Source organism: Flavobacterium anhuiense (genome assembly GCF_004151235.1).
GTDB classification, from domain to species: Bacteria; Bacteroidota; Bacteroidia; order Flavobacteriales; family Flavobacteriaceae; genus Flavobacterium; species Flavobacterium anhuiense_A.
The window spans coordinates 133,542-153,657 of sequence record NZ_JUIV01000001.1 but is presented as its reverse complement, the minus strand read 5'-3'; the positions used below and the strand labels follow the sequence as shown (position 1 = coordinate 153,657).

The following is a 20,116-nucleotide window of genomic DNA, read 5'->3' as shown; positions in this document are numbered from 1 at the left end:
TAATGCAAAAAAATATATCTTTTTTTAATATGCCTTAGCAAAAAGCACTCTTTTAGAGGATGGTTTCCCAGTAAACACGCAGGTTCCCGCCTCTTCAACAGCGTCCAAAGGAATGCATCGAATTGTCGCTTTTGTCAATTCTTTTATCTTCTCTTCTGTCTCAGCAGTTCCATCCCAATGAGCAGATAAAAAGCCTCCTTTTCCTTCTAAAACTTCTTTAAATTCCTCAAAATTATTTACTTCCGTAATATGAGTATTACGATAATCCAATGCTTTAGTAAATAAGTCCGTTTGAATCTGTTCTAGAAGATCATTAACATGTTCAACGATTTTTTCGCTAGCAACAACCTCTTTTGTCAAATTATCACGTCTTGCCACTTCAAAAGTTCCGTTTTCTAAATCTTTTGGACCAACCGCAATTCGAACAGGAACTCCTTTCAATTCCCACTCTGCAAATTTAAATCCTGGTTTTTGAGTTGTTCTGTCATCAAATTTAACCGTGATTTTCAATTTTCTCAATTTAGCCGTCAAATCTTTAACTGCTTCTGTAATTTGAGCCAACTGTTCATCTGTCTTATATATAGGTACAATAACCACTTGAATTGGAGCCAAATTTGGAGGCAATACCAATCCCTGATCATCAGAATGCGTCATGATAAGTGCTCCCATCAAACGAGTAGATACTCCCCAAGAAGTTCCCCAAACGTGTTCTTGTTTCCCTTCAGCATTAGCAAATTTAACATCAAAAGCTTTTGCAAAGTTTTGCCCTAAGAAGTGAGATGTACCAGCTTGCAATGCTTTTCCATCTTGCATCAACGCTTCGATACAATATGTTTCATCTGCTCCAGCAAAACGCTCTGTTTCGGTTTTAAAACCTTTCACAACCGGAATTGCCATAAAGTTCTCAGCAAAATCAGCATAAACATTCATCATCTTTTCAGACTCCTCAATAGCTTCTGCTTTTGTAGCGTGAGCTGTATGTCCTTCTTGCCATAAAAACTCAGCAGTTCTTAAGAACAAACGCGTACGCATTTCCCATCGAACCACATTAGCCCATTGATTAATTAACAAAGGTAAATCTCTATAAGACTGCACCCATCCTTTATATGTAGACCAAATAATAGCTTCACTTGTTGGACGAACGATAAGCTCTTCCTCTAATCTTGCATTCGGATCAACCATTAATTTACCTGGTCTTTCCTCGTCATTTTTTAATCTATAGTGCGTTACAACAGCACATTCTTTTGCAAATCCCTCCGCATTTTTCTCCTCCGCCTCAAACATGCTTTTCGGTACAAACAAAGGAAAATACGCATTTTGATGTCCAGTTTCTTTGAACATACGATCTAACTCAGCTTGCATTTTTTCCCAAATAGCATATCCGTATGGTTTTATTACCATACATCCTCTAACTCCTGAATTTTCAGCTAGATCTGCCTTTACAACCAGTTCGTTATACCATTTCGAATAATCTTCTGATCTTGTAGTAAGGTTCTTACTCATATTATATTTTTTGGCACAAATTTTGTTTTAAACAATTTTAACTAAATAGTTTGACAAAACTAACTAATTTTGTAATGTGCAACAATAAAAAACACCACAGATATGAAAACTTACCTTTCACTCCACCAAAACTCTAATCATTTTTACTTAATTGGATTACTGAGTTTACTGCTAGCATCATGTGGTTCTTACCAAAATTCCTCTTATTATGATAACGATGGAGTTTATGGTGGTTCATCTGTTAAATATGTAACAAATGGAACAAACAACCAATACAAGGAATATTTCAGATCATTGCAAGACGACAATCAACCAACTGAAATATTCACTGACGTTGACAATTATACTAATTATTCTGACAGTACTCAAACTGCATCTGTAGCTTATCCTGCATGGGGAAGCAGCAGTTCTGACGTTTCTGTAAACTTCTACACTACCCCAACATGGTCATTTGGATTTGGATGGGGTTATCCTTATTATGGCTACGGCTATTACGGATGGGGTTACCCTTATTACGGATGGGGATATCCAGGATGGGGCTACCCGGGCTGGGGTTATCCTGGATGGGGATATCCATATTATGGATACGGCTACAATTACTCTTACAATTATGGAAGAAGAGGTTCTGCAGCTTATTACGGAGACAGAAACTATGCCTACAACAGAAATTATAGCACCAATAGAGGTTACACAACCAATAGAAACTACACCACTAATAGAGGATATACTACTAATAGAGGAGATTACACAACAAACAGAAACTACACTACAAATAGATCTAACAGCTATACTGACTTTAGAAGAACTTCTACTTTAAACAGAGGCACTGCTAGTCCTACATTTACAAATAGAGGAAATTACAACAACGGTTCTAATTACAACTATAGTAACAGAAGATCTTATAACAATAGCGGAAACACTACAACAAACAGAAGTTACACCCCTAACTACAACAGCGGCTCTTCTAGAAGCTACACTCCAAGTAATAGTGGCTCATCAAGAAGCTACTCTCCTAGCATGGGAGGCGGAGGCGGTTCTAGATCATACAGCGGCGGTGGCGGCGGTGGCGGAATGAGATCTGGCGGCGGTGGCGGAGGAAGACGATAATCCCTCAGCACACTTAAATTCGAACTAAAACTAATCAAAATGAAAAAAATACTTTTCCTATTTATAACAGGACTAACTGTCAGCGCGTCATATTCTCAAGATGTTTCAGATGCTTTGCGTTTTTCCCAAGAAAACCTTACAGGAACTGCACGTTATAGAGCGATGAGCGGTGCTTTTGGAGCGGTTGGGGGAGACATTTCGTCCTTAAGCGTTAACCCTGCTGGATCAGCAATTTTCAACAGCAATCAAGTTGGTTTTTCCTTCAGCAATCAGAACATCAAGAACAAATCCAGCTATTTCGGTCCTCAAACCACAGATAAAGAAAACTCTTTTATCTTAAACCAAGCAGGCGGTGTTTTTGTATTTAAAAACCATAATCCGAATGTGAAATGGAACAAAATCTCTATTGGCGCAACATACGAAAACACTAATAATTTTAATAACGAAATTTTCTCTTCGGGAACTGGAACTAATTCTGTAGATGGATATTTTCTAGATTATGCAAACTACAGCAATGGAGGTGCTCCAGTCCCACAGGAATTTGTTACTTTACAACCAAACGAAACAGCATCTGATTTATACCAATATTTAGGATCCAATTTCCCAAACGGCCAATACCCAAACCTAAGCGGCTTTTCTGCACAACAAGCACTATTAGGTAATCTTGGAAGCATTATAGCAATTGACGAAGCAAACAATCCAAATAGCACCTATTATACAAATGTTCCAAAAAACGGCAGGTACTACCAAACAAATGATATATACACAAGAGGCTACAATAGCAAAGTAAGCTTTAATATCGCAACATCGTATAAAGACCGATTATACTTAGGAGCCAATTTAAACCTTCACATTACAGACTATAGAAGATCAACAAATTTCTATGAATACAATAACAGTCCACTTCAATCTAACGCAACAATATCAAGCATAAGCTTTAACAATGACTTATATACTTACGGAAACGGATTCTCTTTTCAACTTGGAGCAATAGGAAAAGTAACTGATAATTTTAGACTTGGTGTAGCATATGAATCTAACACTTGGTACGAACTATACGATGAACTTACACAAAGTGTATATACTACAAGACAAGCAGCAGGAGGACCAATTTTAAATGCAAATGTAAGCCCTGACGTTGTAAATATCTACGAACCTTACACGTTACAAACACCTGATAAATGGACTTTTAGCGCCGCATACATATTTGGCAAATCTGGTTTACTAAGTATTGACTACGGCATAAGAAACTACGGAAACGCTAAATTCAAACCTGCTAACGCTGGCTTTGGTGGTATTAATAACCAAATAGACAATACTCTTACCAGCACAGGCGAACTTCGTATTGGTGGAGAATACAAAATCAAACAACTAAGTTTACGAGGCGGATACCGTTATGAAGGAAGTCCGTACAAAAACGGAATCACAGTTGGAGATTTAAATAGCTATTCTGCTGGTTTGGGATATAATTTCGGATCTACTAAGTTGGATTTAGCTTATTCTTACTTAGAAAGAAAATCCAAAGAAGCTTTTTTAGCATCACCAGGTTTTACAAACGGAGCCAACATCACTTCGAAATTAAACAATGTCACCATGACTTTATTATTTGAATTGTAATTAAAAATCAAAATAGATGATTGAAATTTCCGTCAGGTTTTACTTGGCGGATTTTTTTTATCATTCAATAAAAACCTTTATTTCAAATTCAACTCAAAAAACACGAACAACCAAACCAGTCATCTTCATAAAAAACAGCTAAAACAAACTGCAAACTAGTGTGGTTTGAATAAAAAAAGTGTAATTTTGCACTCCAATTTATAAAAGTATGAGAACCAAGTCTTTAAAAAAGAACAAAATTAACGTAATCACTCTTGGGTGTTCAAAAAATGTATATGATAGTGAAGTCCTAATGGGACAGCTTCGCGCAAATGGAAAAGAGGTTGAACATGAAGCTCCTGCAGAAAAAGAAGGAAACATTATTGTAATTAATACTTGCGGATTTATTGATAATGCAAAAGCAGAATCGGTAAATATGATTTTGGAATATGCAGACAAAAAAGATAAAGGACTTGTTGACAAAGTTTTTGTAACAGGATGTTTGTCTGAACGTTACAGACCAGATTTAGAAAAAGAAATTCCGAACGTTGACCAATATTTTGGAACAACAGAATTACCTCAGCTATTAAAAGCTCTAGGAGCCGACTATAAACACGAATTGCTTGGAGAGCGTTTGACTACAACTCCAAAAAATTATGCTTATTTGAAAATTGCAGAAGGATGCGACAGACCTTGCAGTTTTTGTGCGATTCCGTTAATGAGAGGTTCTCACGTTTCTCAGCCAATAGAGAAATTGGTTAAAGAAGCAGAAGGTTTAGCTAAAAACGGGGTTAAAGAATTAATCTTAATTGCTCAAGACTTAACGTATTACGGTCTTGATCTTTATAAAAAAAGAAATCTTGCTGAATTACTTGAAGCTTTGGTAAAAGTGGAAGGAATTGAATGGATTCGTTTGCACTACGCCTTCCCTACGGGTTTCCCTATGGATGTTTTGGAAGTAATGAAACGCGAACCTAAAATTTGCAACTATATTGATATTCCGCTACAGCACATCTCAGATTCTATTTTGAAATCAATGCGTCGTGGTACAACTCAGGCTAAAACAACTCAGTTGCTAAAAGATTTCCGCACTGCAGTTCCTGGAATGGCAATTAGAACTACTCTTATTGTTGGTTATCCTGGTGAAACTCAAGAAGATTTTGAAATTTTGAAAGATTTTGTTCAAGAAATGAAATTTGACAGAATGGGATGTTTTGCTTATTCTCATGAGGAAAATACTCATGCGTATTTATTAGAAGATGATGTTCCAGACGATGTAAAACAAGCTAGAGCAAACGAAATTATGGAACTTCAATCTCAAATTTCTTGGGATTTGAATCAGGAGAAAGTAGGCAAAGTATTTAGATGTATCATTGACAGAAAAGAAGGTGCTCATTTTGTTGGACGTACAGAATTTGACAGCCCAGATGTTGACAATGAAGTTCTTATTGATGCTTCTAAGCATTACGTAAAAACTGGCGAATTTGTTAATATCAAGATAATTGAAGCAACAGAATTTGATTTATACGGAGAACCTGCTTAAATTTACACTGAACAATTGTTAATCACAGATAAAAATACTTTTATGAAACCTTTTCAAACTTTATTTATTTTAGTTTTTAGCTTATTCAGTTTTACTGTTTCTGCCCAATATGGCAGCGGATACAATAATGGATATGGTGGTGGATATGGTGGTTACGGCAATGGCTATGGAAGAGGTGGCGGAATGGGTATGGATAGAAGTATGATGGCTGGACAACAGCAGGGTTCCCAAAGCAAACCTAAAGAAACTCCGCCTGAAGAAACTGCAGGAATGATTGTAGAACAAATGAAACCGCAAGTAAATCTAGATGAATTACAAGCAATTGCTATTACTAATGTTTTGGCAGAGAGTATACGAGAGCAAGGCATTTTATTAAAAAATGAAAGTAGCAACCAAGATCAAAAAATTGAGCAGATAAAAGCTTTACGAGAAAGTACCGATAAAAAAATTACGGCCTTTTTAAATCCAGACCAAATTGAAAAGTACAAAACTTTTATGGATACTTTAAAAGAAGTGAAAAAGACTAAATCTAAAAAGAAAAAAGATAAAGATTCTAGAGAAGCTTCAAAAGAAGCAAAAGAAGTAAAAGACACTCCAGATACGAAAATATCAGAATAATCGTTATTAACCTATAAAACAACGAATTATGACAAAAAAACATTTTTGTTATCTGATTCTAGCTGTTATTGTCAGTGCTTGTTCTACAAATCCGTACAAGAATACTGAAAAAGCTTATGATCAGCAGCTAAAAAATTTAGAAAACCAGATTACAAGCAAAGAAGCCAAACCAATTCCAGCAGTTTCACCTGTTGTTATTGATACTTCGTATGCACAGCAGCTGAGAATTATAAAAGATACTTTATCAAAGACAAATTCAACTTATTTACAGAACGGCATTAACACTGAATGGATTGGTACAGTAAACTTCAATCTAAGAAAGCCAAGTTTTGTTATTATTCATCATACTGCTCAAGATTCGCTTCAGCAAACGATTAATACTTTTACAAAAACAAAAACTCAAGTAAGTGCACATTATATTATTTCTGAAAACGGAAAAGTAGTGCAAATGCTCAATGATTATTTAAGAGCATGGCATGCCGGAAATTCTACTTGGGGAAAAACAACCGATTTAAACTCTTGTTCTATTGGTATTGAATTAGACAACAATGGATTCAAGCCTTTTACGGAAGCTCAAATCAGCAGTTTAGTGGCTTTGTTGACCAAATTGAAAAAGGATTACAATATTCCGACACAAAACTTTTTAGGTCACGCAGATATTGCTCCTGGAAGGAAACAAGATCCAAGTGCTTTATTTCCTTGGAAAACCTTAGCAGAAAAAGGATTCGGAATCTGGCCAGACGAAGTTTTAGAACCAGCTCCTTTTGATTTTAAAATTGAACCTGCATTGAGAATTATCGGTTATAACACCAAAAACTTAACCGCAGCGATTCAGGCATTTAAACTGCATTACATTCAAACTGATGCAACTTCGGTTTTAGATAGAAAAACAATTGATACGATTTATTCGATTTATAAAAAACAGGTTCAATAAAAGCTCAACAGTTAATAATAAAAAAAGCGTTTCTGTAAAAAATACAGAAACGCTTTTTTTTGTTTATTATGGAAGATTTATTGTTTTCGACTACCAATCAAACGTTCCTACGGAACGCGTAACCTCCTGACCATCAATTCAATTTCTACCGACAAAACATTCCTACGGAATGATTATCAACTATTCAACATCAAACTTCAAACTTGAAACAAATAAAAAAGCTGCCAAAACATAAATATGTTTCGACAGCTCCAAAAAAAAAAAAAAAATATCAATCTTTATCTCTAGAAAGAGTATGTTGTTGCAATTAAGGCAAAGAAGCTACCGCCTGTTGGCAATGCATCTTTATCTAAAAATATATCTTCAGATGCCGCATCGTATCTTAGCTCAGGAATTATAGTTAGTTTTCCAACTTTGTAATTTAAAGAAACAGTGTTAGCAAATACATTTGATCCCGCCAAAGTTCCTAAACTTGGAGCTGCATCTTTAGCATCAAAATATTCCATTCTGTAAGCTAAAAGCAATGCTGGATTGAAAGAATAAGTAGCATATCCTACCAAAGAAAACCAATCTCCGTCTAAATTACTGTCAAAATCATTTTTAGTTTTAGCATAAGTTGCATTTAATCCAAGTGAAAAACTATCTGAAATTGCTTTAGAAGCTGTTAAATCAAATTGCGTTTTATTTTCGTCAGAAACTGGAATCGTACTTCCTGGTATTGGGTTAGTACTTCCTGTTGTAAAATTCAAATAAGCGCTTCCTGTATCACCTATATATCCTACTTGTCCAATGAACGTTTTTTGATAAGAGCCCGCATCCATAGCCGATTTAAAGTCTGTCGGGTTGGTTAATCCTAACATGGCTGTAAATTTGCCAGAAGTATATTGTGCTTTTACCCCTGTATTAAAAAACGGTCCATAAGAAAACGCATAAGACATACTGTAGTTTTTATTATCTACCGCATCTAATACTTCATAGCCGATATGGGTTCCGAAACTACCCGCTACTACTTTAAATTCATCGGTCAAATTATATGTAAAATATAATTGTTTAATTAAAAATTTTGCACTTGCATCTTTGTCTGGTGTTTCATTATATGAAAATTCTGCTGCTCTTTTTCCGAAACCTAAGTCTACAAAAACTGAAGCTTTTCCAAAAGTATGACCTGCTTCGATAGATGCCATTCCTAATTCGAATGAATTCTGTGAGTTGGTAAAGCTCGTCAATCCATTCATCTGTTTTGAAAAATCATATTTATAGTACGCATCTGCAGAACCTCCCCATGTGGTTGCCGGAGTGGCTGTTTCATCTTCTTGGGCAAAGGCAAAAGAACTTGTTAACATCGCGGCTAAAATGTGAAATGCTTTTTTCATGTTTTAAATTGGTTTTTAGTTATTAATTGATTCTGGTTAGTTAATCTTTTATATATCTATTTAATAGTATAAGTCATTTCTAAAACCTTTCATGCGCCTTCAAATCATCATCATTTTCATTAGCGAATTTATTAACTTTTGTATGAGTAGAATAATTCAAAAGTGCTTTTTTGATGTTTTAGACGAAGAATTATGGATTACAAAAATTAATTCGCCAATAATCGTGATTTGACATTTATAGATAATTGTTTTTGAAAATTCAATAACGCATTTCAATCAAATTTTACCATTTTTACATAGGTTAAAGTAAAAATTACTACAAAAATTAGACAAAAAACACCTGTAAAACAATTTAAAAAACAAAACACCCCGTAAAAATATGGGGTTATATTAAAAATTTAAAAAACCAAACAAAAACAAGAATAATAAAAACATTAAAATAGAGGCTATTTTCACGAAGAATAAATTCCTACAAATACAACCCTTACAAAACACTTCTTTATATAAGATTAGGGAGTGATTTTATCATATAGAAAAATCAACAAAACAAAAAAAGTCAGTTCATTTAAACGAACTGACTTTTATATAAATGACTTGAAATAATTTATTCTTCTTTATTATATTTTCTTAAATATTCACGCACTTTAATTCCTGATTCTTTTAAATCGTCATCTTTCCATTTTCCATCTGATTTAGCAGATTTTTTTAAAATAGAACAAGTTTCATCTTTATCTGATACTGACCAAGTAATCCAACTTAGTTTTTTAGACTCCATCCAATCCATGTATTCCTGCCAAGCTTTATAATTGAGAGGTCCATCGCCAGAAGCTTCCATCCCAGCAGATTCAGAAATAAAAACCGGCAAACCTCTCTTAATCGCCAAATCTGTTCTATCTCTCAATTCTTTGCCATGTGTTGCAGCATAAAAATGCATAGTATACATTATGTTGGCATAACCTCTTATCGGATCTTCAGCCGGAAGATCAATATCTTGATCCCAATGCGGACAGCCAACTAGAATAATATTATTAGGATCGTTTTCACGAATTACTTGAATTACTTCTTCCGCATAATTTTTCACTTCCCACCAAGTTTCATAATCTGGCTCATTAAATACTTCATATATAATATTAGGATACTTGGCATACTTTTTTGATATCTCTGCAAAAAACTGCTTGGCTTCTTTCAGATTTATATTATGGCTATGCCAATCTACAATTACATAGATATCAGATTTTATAGCGCCATTTATAACCGCTTCTATTTTCTCTTTGGAAAATTGCGGTTCCTTTATATAGGAGTAATCTCCAAGTTCGATTCCCATTGCGGCACGAACAACATTACAATTAAAATCCTTTTTCAACCAGCTTACTGCTTTCTCGTTATAAAACCTTGGCCACATGCTATGCCACCCAAAACTTAATCCGCGGAGCACAATTGGATTATTATCTTTATCTACAAGCTGAGTTCCAAGAACACTTAACTGTCCATGCTTTTTTACAAATTGTGCCTTTGAAATATTTACAAACAGCAAAAGCAAAAAGGCGGCACACCAAAACTTTGATTTCATAATGTATTGATTTAAGGGATTAGTTTTAAGGTAATAACATCATGCGGAACTATTTCTGCAACAAAAACTTTCTTTGTATTTCCGATTTCTTTGTTTTTCCAAAGATCTTTTATTTTGAAAATTGTTTTGCTAAAATCAGCTTCATAACCAAAATCAGCATCTTTGATGACATTTTTCTTCCAATCGAAATTAAGTTTTTTTGATGTTTCTGTTCTATTTACAAAACTCACTGCCCAAGCTCCATCAGAAAGAGGTTTTACCCATACTTCTACTCCATCTAAAATAACATATTTAAATCCTTGTATTCCAAGTTTATCCTGATTTACAGCAAGAAGTTCTTTATTCGTCAAAATTGCCAAAGTCTCTTTTGACATTTTTCTATAATCGTTACCTGTAAATAAAGGCGACGAAAGCATACACCACATGGCAAAATGCGTTTTATCTTCGGTATCATTCATTTCGTTTCCAACTTCCATCATATCAAAATCATTCCAATGATCTGGACCAGAATATCTACGAATATCTTTTCTCATATCGGCAATTTTCATAAATCCCCAAGAAGACCAATTTTCTGGATGTTTGAATTCGCAATCAAAACACGGATAAATATCTCCTGATATTCTCCACAGATTCCCAACCGGTTTCCCCCATTCCCACGGCCGATTGTCTCCCCATTCGCAAAGGCTAAAAACAATTGGTCTTCCAGCTGTTTTTAATGCATTGCTCATTGTAGTGTAAGCTTCCTTTGCTGTAATTCCTTCAGTATTGCACCAATCATATTTTAAAAAATCGATTCCAAGTTTTGCATAAAATCTTGCATCTTGATATTCATATCCTCTTGTCCCTGGATAACCTGCACAGGTTTTGGTTCCTGCACAATTATACAATCCAAATTTTAAACCTTTACTATGCACATAATCGATAAGCGCTTTCATTCCGCTTGGAAATTTTTCTGGATCGGGAACCAAATCGCCATTTGCATCACGCTCGTGCGTCATCCAACCATCATCTAATACAATATAATTATATCCAGCAGCAGCTAACCCCGAAGAAACCATAATATCAGCAGTTTCTTTTACTAATTTTTCATCAATATTGGTTGCAAAAGTATTCCACGAATTCCAGCCCATTGGAGGCGTCATTGCCAATCCTTCAAATTTTCCTCCTTGTTGTTTATGGGTATTTCCTTGGCTGAAAGCAAGACTCGAAATACTTAAAGCAATCATTAAAGCGATTTTTTTCATTTTACAAACTTAATTCATTATAAAAAGATGTTCTCTAATTTTTCAACTAGAGAACATCACAAACTAACTCAAACCGAATCCTATTTTAATACAAATCCTAAATCATCAAATAAGACAACATTTCCTCCATCATTATTTGATTCTTGAAAGGTTATCATCCAAACGTTGGTAGGACTTCCTAATTTATCTAGGGGAATCTCCATATAAACCCAAGTTGTTGTTACAGGGATTACATAGTTTGCTCCTCCGTTTAAACTGAAGTTGACTTGGCCATTTTTAGATCCTTTAACTGCTATTCTAAACGCTTTGTAACGAGACATATCTATATCAAAGCCCCAGTTTCCGCCGTCCCAAGCACCGAAAGTCCACTGCCAAGATTTTTCTCCTTGATAAGAATCTCCGTCAAAATCAAAATTAACTCCTTTACCAGCCCAAGGCCCGCCCCATTGTGCTCCATATAATTTATCATCATATAAAGCCGTACCAATTGCCTCTTTTGAAATGGCAGTTCCTGAAATATTTGTTACTGCAAGATGTCTGTAATTGGCATTGGCCGGAATTTTTATTACAATTTGTTCTAAAGTAGAAGAAACAATCGTAACAGGAACTTCTGGCTCTGTCGCTGTTTTTGCCAGTGTTACAACTGGATCTAAGAAATATTTACCTTTAATAATTACTTCATCTCCTTCTGCGCAATTGATAAAATTAAATCCTGAAAAAGTTGGAACGGGAGGTGCCACCGTAAAAGGCATTACAACTGTACCATATTTAGTTACCACCTTCAGCTCATTTGATGCGTTTGCATAAGGCGTATTTTCATCAATTAAAACGACAATATCGGTATCCGTTACAAAAGTGGGTCTGAAATACGTATCGTAATCATTAAAGTAAATTTTCTGTGTAGTTAAAAAACCTTTACCATGAATGATATAATAGTTTTTGGGATCGCCAATTGTTACTGGCGTTGAAGGAAAAATATTTCCGTTTTCATCATAACCTGAACGAATTACACTTTCTATAACGGGAGCACCTGCATAAGCACTTGCATTATCATCATTGGAGCATGAAGTAAAAAACATTAAAGATAACATCAATGCCATGCACGCTGCTAACGAAACAATTTTTATATTTTTCATATTTATATTTTTAAAAATTATTTAAAAGTATACGGCGCTACTTCTGTTAATTTTGGATTTTTAATTAAATCATCAGCTGGATAAGGCAACAGAAGATTAGTTGCTGATATTGTGATGTGTTTTTCATTTTCTTTATCTCCTCTATTCTGCGCTTCTAAAATTGCTTTTGCTTGCGCGAAAGGAAGACGTCCTAAATCAAAATAATAATCCCCTTCACAAGCCAATTCTGCACGTCTTTCTTTAAAAATATCATTAAAAGAAATTGATGTTTTCTCAGACAAACCAGCTCTTTTGCGTACTGCGTTGAACGACTTCAAAGCATTTGCATCTGTAGTACTTCCTGATTGAGAACCTAAAATTGCTTCGGCATGTATTAGCAGCAATTCTGCATAACGCATCATATAGCTATTCATGCTGCTTTCTCCATTAAATGGTGCATTAAAGGGACCTGTAATAGGAAGATTTTCTTTTCCGATAACATATTTTTTCAATCCCGCTCCAGAATTTTGTGCTTCATTTTCGATTTCAAAAGTATATCCTAATAATTTAGGAGAATCTACAGCAAGTGTTTGCGCGTAAGTTAAATTTGGATAATAATCGCCTGGAAGCATAAATGTTTCAATTCTTCTTTTATCTCCATTTTCAAAAACATTATGAATCAAATCTTGCGAAGGAGCGATCTGGCCTGAATAGGTTGTTTCTACTAATCTGTTTTCTGGGGCAAACAAAGTGTTAGAAAAGTTTCCTTCAAAATAAGTTCCTGCGCCTGTCCATTGCCAAGAAAATATAGACTCCTCGTTATTATTGTTTTTTTGAAGCCATAAATCGGCAAAAGATTTGGTTGGAAGCTGTTCTCCTCCAAGCAGTTTAAACTCACCGCTATTGATTACTTCTTGAGCCATCTGTTTTGCCAAATCGTATTTTTTTTGATATAAATACACTTTTGCTAAAAATGCTTTTGCCGATCCGCTTGACACGTGCGCATTAGCAGCATAATCTGATCCTCTATTTTTTTGTCTTAAATTTGCTATGGCAAACTTTAAGTCATTTTCGATAAACTTATAAACATCTTCAACCGGATTACTTGGAATCACGAAGTTTTTAGAATAATCTGCATTGTTTTCTATAATAGGCACATTTCCCCATAATCTTACTAAAAAGAAATATGAAAACGCTCTAATAAAATGCGCTTCTCCCAAAGCATTATTCAAAGCTTCTTTACTTACATTAGGCCCAACGCTCTGAGGCAGATTGCTAATGTATGCGTTAGAATTTGCAATAGCTCCAAAACACGATCTCCAAGCATCAGAAATAAAAGCCTGAGAATTTGTAAAACTCAAATCGGTAAATTTTCCAAAATCGTTATATGGGCCTGCATACATATTTCCCGAAATAACATCGGTAATCCCATAAAAAGCCGATTTATTCATATTAAACCAAACTATACCGTACAATCCATTGGCAGCATTGTCCAATTTAGCATCAGAATCATAGTAATTTCCCATTGTTGGCGCTCCCTCAGCTGGAACATCAAGAAAGTCTTGTGAACAAGAGGAAGACATCAACACTAAAAATGTTATTAAAACTGCACTGCTTCTCTGTATTATATTTTTCATATTAATTCGTATTAAAATTCAACATTAAAACCAAAAGTAATTTGTCTTGGTACCGGATAACGTCCGTTATCTACCCCTGAAAGCAATGCATCTTGGTTAAAATTACCTACTTCAGGATCGTATCCTTTGTATTTAGTAAACGTATACAGGTTTTGTCCAGAAGCATAAATTCTCAATCTTGAAAGACTTAACTTAGAGATAATATCCGATGGAAGCGAATATCCTAGAGTTACATTTTGAATCCTTAAATAAGATCCATTTTCAATATTACGAGTTGAAATAGCATTATTAATGTTATCATATGTTGAAGGTCTCGGCAGGGAAGCATCTATATTTGAAGCCGAATAAAAATCTGCCGCTTCTGTTAAATAATTTGTCCCCATATAACTGTTCATTGTTCCAGATAAACGAGTTAAGTTCATTACCTTATTTCCTGCTGTCCCTTGAAGAAAAATAGACAAATCAACATTTTTGTATTTGAAGTTGTTGGTTAAGCCATAGGTAAATTTTGGATTTGGATTTCCAATTGGCACTAAGTCTTTCAAATCAATAACACCATCATTGTTTTGATCTTTATAAATAACATCTCCTTTTTGAAATGCCGGTTGTAAAGAGTTTGTTCCATCTTTTAAAACCACTCTATTTCCTGCTCCATCTACATGACCGTATTTTGTTAAATCGTCATCTGTTCGATAAATCCCCAAAGCTTCATAACCGATAAATGAACCAATCGGAAGACCTTCTTGCGTTCTAGAAACCGTAACCGTATTGTAAGCAAGAGTATTCATTGTTTTTACAATATTTAAACCAGCCATATTGGTTACCTCATTTACATATTTAGTGAAGTTTCCGCTCACATTCCACGAAAAGTTATCTGTAAATTTTTGATCATATGCTAAAGTAATCTCAATACCTTTATTTTGCATACTTCCCAAATTAAAGTATGGCGGATTCACACCTCCTTCATAGTCTCCTCCTCCTGAAAGGAAATTTGGAAGCGGCACTTGATACAAGAAGTTTTTAGATACTTTTTTATAAACATCTATCGAAGTGCTCAATTTAGATTTAAACAGCGTAAAGTCCAAACCAATGTTAGTCTGATCTTGTGTTTCCCATTTCAAATCTTTATTTGGCGTATTTGAAGGAAGATAAGAAGTTCCCATTGTACTATTTACAATATGTAAGTTAGAATCGTACAAATTGTTTCCAATCTGATTGTTACCCGTTTGCCCCCAACCTGCTCTAATCTTAATACCATCAATATACTTTTTAGTGCCTTCCATAAATTTCTCATTAGAAAGCTTCCAAGAACCGCTTACAGAAGCAAAAGTTCCCCATTTGTTTCCCACGAAAAATTTAGAAGAACCATCTGTTCTTACAGAAGCAGTTAAGCCATAACGATCGTTATAATCATAAACTACCCTTCCTAAATAAGAAGCTAGAGTTTGTGTTCCAGAATAAACACCGCTTGTAACAGCTTTAGATAAATCTGATGCTGCAAGCGATTTGTCGTTATTATCTTTATAGCCATATCCTGTAATAGAATATCCCTCCCAGTGTGATCTGTTTGACTCCTGAACAGCTAAAACAGTAAAATTATGTTTGCCAATTACATTTCTATAAGTAAGCATGTTTTTTAAGTTCCAAGAATTTCCGCTTGACGGATTGTAATATAAATTGGCATAGCTTTTTACTGCATTCCCCAAAGAATACATCGGATCAAAACGTTGTCCTAAATTATCATAGATATATCCCCCTGCTTCAAAACGATATTCTAAACCTTTTAAAATATCAACTTGAGTATAAAAATTTCCTGCATAGTTTTTTCTAACTAATGTATTTGACCCCAACAAAGATGTAGCGACAGGATTTACGAAAGAGGTCTGTCCGCCTGTTGGAGGTCCGGCAAAAGCACCAGATAATTCTCTTACGGCAACATCTGGAGTTGCCAATAAAGAAGTAGCTACAACACCATTAAATTGCCCATTTAATGTTAGTTTTTCATCTGTAACTGCACCGCTAATATTTACTCCAACTTTGATAAATTTATTTACCCTAGAATCAATGTTAGATCTAATATTGTACCTTTTAAATCCAGATTCGATTACAATACCTTCTTGATTTAAAACTCCTCCAGAGATATAATAGCTAATTCCTTCTTTACCTCCAGAAAAAGACAGCTGATTAGAAGACATAAAACCTGTTTCATAAATGGCATCTTGCCAGTCTGTACCAGCTCCTAAAACTTCTGGATGCGCAAACTCAGGACGTTTTGCCGTAGGATCGTAAACATCTGCCAAAGCATTTTGATGAATTGCATATTGCTGTAAATTCATAGAATGCAATTTCTTAGGCAGATTACTTATTGAATATGAATTTTCGAAAGTTAATTTTCCTGTTCCTTTTCTACCAGATTTTGTTGTAACAATAACAACACCATTTGCTCCTCTAGAACCATAAATTGCCGTTGCAGAAGCATCTTTCAAAATATCGATAGACTCAATATCATTCGGGTTAATCAATGCTAAAGGGCTTAAAGTAATATTTCCCGCATTGGAAAAGTTTGAATCTCCCGCTGCGTTTCTTCCTGAAGTAGACGAGTTTCTTGCGTCTCCAGAAATCGGCACACCATCGATTACATACAAAGGTTCGTTTGTGCCAGTCAAAGAAGAAACTCCACGGATTCTAACAGAAACGTTACTTCCAGGCTCACCTGAGTTACTGTTTACGACTACCCCTGCCGCCTTACCTTGCATCATTTGATCAAAAGATGCTACTTTAAGATTTTCAATATCTTTTGAAGCAATACTAGAAATGGCACTATTCACATCTTTACGCTTCTGTGTACCATAACCAATTACAACTACGTCCTTTAAATCTTCTGCATTTGATTTCAAAATAACATTAATCTTTGTCTTACCATCTATGGCAACCTTCTGCGTCGTGAAACCTATAAAAGAAAATACAAGAGTGGAATTTGGTGGAACATCGATAGAATATTTACCGTCGAAATCTGTAGAAACCGCTATTTTTGAGCCTACAACCGAAATGTTTGCTCCCGGAATAGACAGTCCCTTCTCATCAGATACTGTCCCAGAAACCTTTACCTGAGCTGTAATAAAATTACTGGTCAGTAACAAAAATAATATCAAAGGAACGGCTCTGTGGTCAGCCATCCAATGAATGAAGCTAGTCATTAGTTTTTTCATAATAATGTTTGGTTAGTTAAATTTGTTTATTGCATAAATCCAAAAGTAAATGCCAGGGTAATTTTTACTTTGAAATTATTTAACAAATCTATAACAGGGAGAATTATCAAATCAATAATATTATATCATTTAATGATAATATTTTTACTATACACGACTAAAAAAACACATATAAAAATAAAACCATATAAATTTTAAATTATTCGCAATATCACTGCTCTAAAAGAACCCAAACAATGAATAAAAACCAATGAAATTTCAAAAATCAAACGTTTTCGTTAAAAATAATATTTATTTGTGATAAAAAAGTATCACTACAAAATACGCTTCAATCCAGAAAATTCTTCACGATACTGACTTGGCGTACAGTTTTTTGTTGCTTTAAAACTGCGATTGAAGTTAGCAATATTATTAAAGCCTGATTTAAAAGCAACTTCAGAAACACTCATATCTTTTTCTACGAGCCAACGCGCCGCATAACCAATACGAATGTCATTTATATAATTGACAAAAGTTTTTCCGGTACGTTTTTTAATAAATCGATTGAAAGAAATAATAGACATACTTGCCACATTTGCCGCATCTTCTAAAGTAATTTTCTCAGCAAAATGCTTCTGCACATATTCATAAACCAACTTCATTTTATCATAATCATCAAACGTGTCATAGTCTACTGTATATGTAGAAAGCAAACGCTGATTTCTAGAATTAGCCAAATCATACAATAAAGAAGTAATCTCCAAAAAATAATCCATACCATCCAATTTAGAAAGCCTCACAAGCCTAGGAGTCAATTCTTCGGCGGTTTTTTTTGAAAACAAAATTCCATGTATAGATCGATTAAACATATCCCGAATCGGATTCATAATACGTCTTGCAAGCAAAGATTCGTGAAACAAATCATTATGAAACTGTATCGTTATTTCATGTATTTTTTTATTTGCGCATTTATTCAACTCCCATCCATGATACAAATTCGGACCAATCAAAACCAATTCGACATTATCAATCTCTTCGATATTATCTCCTACAACTCGCTTTACTCCTTTTCCGTTTAGAATAAAATTAATTTCAAATTCAGGATGATAATGAACCGGAAAATCAAAATTGTCCTTTACTCGATCAAAGACCAAAAAGCTGTCACTTGCCGCAAGCGGAGCAATTTCTCTATAAAAATTTTTCGTATTACTCATATTAAAAAGTATTTTTCAGGAAAGTATTGTTCTAAATTTCGACTGCAATAATATGATATATAATTGATAAAATAATATTAATTACACGATATTCATCCAATTATCTTTGAAAAATAAATTATCATTTCTTTAAAAAGAGGTTTAATAATAAACATTAATCATTTTTTATTAAATAACTTTTTATAGTTTTAATAATTTTAGAGGTAAATCACTAAAGAATTTCCGAACAATACATACAACAGGCTTCAAAACCGTAAATCATTGTTACTTTAGTATTTAGCGCCATTAACTATCAATAACCAGACAATGAAAAACCATTTTATCATCATTATAGCGAGTCTATTAATAGGTACTTCGTGCCAATCTCAGAAACAAACTAGTAATACAATTTTATCACTTTCAGATAAAAAAGCTACTTCAGAAACCAAAACGCTTTACAAAAATCTAAATACATTATCGCAAAAAGGTTTTCTATTTGGTCATCAAGATGATTTGGCTTATGGCGTAAAATGGAAATATGAAGACGGACGAAGCGATGTAAAAGATGTCGTTGGCGATTATCCAGCAGTTTACGGTTGGGATATCGCAGGTTTAGAAAATGATAAACCCAATAATATAGACGGCGTTCCTTTTGCTAAAATGAAACAATATATTATAGAGGCAAATGCAAGAGGCGGAATTTCAACCATAAGCTGGCATTTTGACAATCCTGCAACCGGAAAAGACGCTTGGAATAACGTTCCTAATTCTTTAAAAACGATTTTGCCAGGCGCAGAAAATCATAAAAAATTTACTTCTTGGTTAGATAAAGCTGCTGTTTTCTTTTTGTCTTTAAAAGATAAAAACGGAAAAAACATTCCGATTCTTTTCAGACCTTTTCATGAATTGACAGGCGGATGGTTTTGGTGGGGAAAAGGCAATTGCACTCCAGAAGAATTTAAAACTGCTTGGAAATTTACTTTTGACTATCTTCAGAAAAAAGGTGTACACAATCTTATATATGTATACAATACAGGAAGTTTTGGCAATGAAGCCGATTTCTTAGCCAATTATCCTGGAGATAATTATGCCGATATTTTGAGTTTTGATACTTATCAAAATAATAATGATCCGAATGGTGAAAAATTTATAAGTGAAGTTCAAAATCAGTTTAAAATATTGAATGAAATTAGCATAAAAAAGCAGAAACCAATGGCATTGGCTGAAGCAGGTTACGAAGCGATTCCAGATCCAAAATGGTGGACAGGAACTTTATTAAAAGCCATTGGAGATTATAAAATTTCTTACGTCTTATTATGGAGAAATCACGGATGGCAGGAAAAAGAACAAAAAATGCATTATTATGCTCCATTTACTGGACAAGTAAGCGAAAAAGATTTTGTCGATTTTTATAACCTCGATCAAACTATCTTTGAAAAAGACATTCCAAAAAAATTAAAATAACTGTCCCAAAATAAATTACAACCTTTAAAAA

At 34.3% G+C, this 20,116-nt stretch carries 14 protein-coding genes; 6 read left to right on the top strand and 8 right to left on the bottom strand.

Features of this window, described 5'->3' with window-relative positions:
* Positions 1 to 24: 24 nt before the first annotated feature.
* Complete coding sequence (gene proS / locus NU08_RS00700; protein ID WP_129745190.1) at positions 25 to 1,503, bottom strand: proline--tRNA ligase; 1,479 nt, start codon at positions 1,501 to 1,503, stop codon at positions 25 to 27.
* 102 nt (positions 1,504 to 1,605) lie between these two features.
* Here proS and NU08_RS00695 point away from each other — a divergent pair, with 102 nt between their 5' ends.
* The 5 genes from NU08_RS00695 to NU08_RS00675 all read left to right on the top strand — a co-directional run bounded on the left by NU08_RS00695 (position 1,606) and on the right by NU08_RS00675 (position 7,301).
* On the top strand, positions 1,606 to 2,610 hold the full coding sequence (locus NU08_RS00695; RefSeq protein ID WP_129745188.1) for a hypothetical protein: 1,005 nt from the start codon (positions 1,606 to 1,608) through the stop codon (positions 2,608 to 2,610).
* A 39-nt stretch (positions 2,611 to 2,649) separates the two neighbouring features.
* The gene (locus tag NU08_RS00690; protein WP_129745186.1) at positions 2,650 to 4,227 is read left to right on the top strand and encodes an OmpP1/FadL family transporter; all 1,578 of its coding nucleotides are present in this window, start codon (positions 2,650 to 2,652) and stop codon (positions 4,225 to 4,227) included.
* 208 nt (positions 4,228 to 4,435) lie between these two features.
* Entirely contained in the window at positions 4,436 to 5,749 is a 1,314-nt protein-coding gene (rimO, locus tag NU08_RS00685; RefSeq protein ID WP_129745184.1) for a 30S ribosomal protein S12 methylthiotransferase RimO, read from the top strand.
* Positions 5,750 to 5,791: 42 nt separating this feature from the next.
* Positions 5,792 to 6,367 carry a hypothetical protein gene (locus NU08_RS00680; RefSeq protein ID WP_129745182.1) on the top strand — a complete coding sequence of 192 codons (576 nt, stop codon included), beginning with the start codon at positions 5,792 to 5,794 and terminating at the stop codon, positions 6,365 to 6,367.
* A 28-nt stretch (positions 6,368 to 6,395) separates the two neighbouring features.
* Positions 6,396 to 7,301 (top strand): N-acetylmuramoyl-L-alanine amidase, encoded by a 906-nt coding sequence (locus NU08_RS00675; protein WP_008468146.1) that lies wholly within the window; start codon positions 6,396 to 6,398, stop codon positions 7,299 to 7,301.
* Between the two features lie 284 nt (positions 7,302 to 7,585).
* On the opposite strand, the gene NU08_RS00670 is transcribed toward NU08_RS00675, so the two are convergent.
* The 7 genes from NU08_RS00670 to NU08_RS00640 form a co-directional block, all read right to left on the bottom strand.
* The gene (locus tag NU08_RS00670) at positions 7,586 to 8,674 is read right to left on the bottom strand and encodes an outer membrane beta-barrel protein (RefSeq protein WP_129745180.1); all 1,089 of its coding nucleotides are present in this window, start codon (positions 8,672 to 8,674) and stop codon (positions 7,586 to 7,588) included.
* A gap of 604 nt (positions 8,675 to 9,278) precedes the next feature.
* Positions 9,279 to 10,244, bottom strand: coding sequence for a glycoside hydrolase family 5 protein (locus tag NU08_RS00665; protein ID WP_129745178.1), 966 nt, complete (start codon positions 10,242 to 10,244; stop codon positions 9,279 to 9,281).
* Between the two features lie 11 nt (positions 10,245 to 10,255).
* Positions 10,256 to 11,488 (bottom strand): glycoside hydrolase family 27 protein, encoded by a 1,233-nt coding sequence (locus NU08_RS00660; RefSeq protein ID WP_129745176.1) that lies wholly within the window; start codon positions 11,486 to 11,488, stop codon positions 10,256 to 10,258.
* A gap of 80 nt (positions 11,489 to 11,568) precedes the next feature.
* Positions 11,569 to 12,624 carry a hypothetical protein gene (locus tag NU08_RS00655; protein WP_129745174.1) on the bottom strand — a complete coding sequence of 352 codons (1,056 nt, stop codon included), beginning with the start codon at positions 12,622 to 12,624 and terminating at the stop codon, positions 11,569 to 11,571.
* A gap of 17 nt (positions 12,625 to 12,641) precedes the next feature.
* Positions 12,642 to 14,240 carry a RagB/SusD family nutrient uptake outer membrane protein gene (locus NU08_RS00650; protein ID WP_129745172.1) on the bottom strand — a complete coding sequence of 533 codons (1,599 nt, stop codon included), beginning with the start codon at positions 14,238 to 14,240 and terminating at the stop codon, positions 12,642 to 12,644.
* Between the two features lie 11 nt (positions 14,241 to 14,251).
* Positions 14,252 to 17,449 (bottom strand): SusC/RagA family TonB-linked outer membrane protein, encoded by a 3,198-nt coding sequence (locus NU08_RS00645; protein ID WP_129745170.1) that lies wholly within the window; start codon positions 17,447 to 17,449, stop codon positions 14,252 to 14,254.
* Between the two features lie 314 nt (positions 17,450 to 17,763).
* On the bottom strand, positions 17,764 to 18,642 hold the full coding sequence (locus NU08_RS00640) for an AraC family transcriptional regulator (RefSeq protein ID WP_129745168.1): 879 nt from the start codon (positions 18,640 to 18,642) through the stop codon (positions 17,764 to 17,766).
* A gap of 306 nt (positions 18,643 to 18,948) precedes the next feature.
* Here NU08_RS00640 and NU08_RS00635 point away from each other — a divergent pair, with 306 nt between their 5' ends.
* Positions 18,949 to 20,085 (top strand): glycoside hydrolase family 26 protein, encoded by a 1,137-nt coding sequence (locus tag NU08_RS00635; RefSeq protein ID WP_129745166.1) that lies wholly within the window; start codon positions 18,949 to 18,951, stop codon positions 20,083 to 20,085.
* Positions 20,086 to 20,116: the final 31 nt, after the last annotated feature.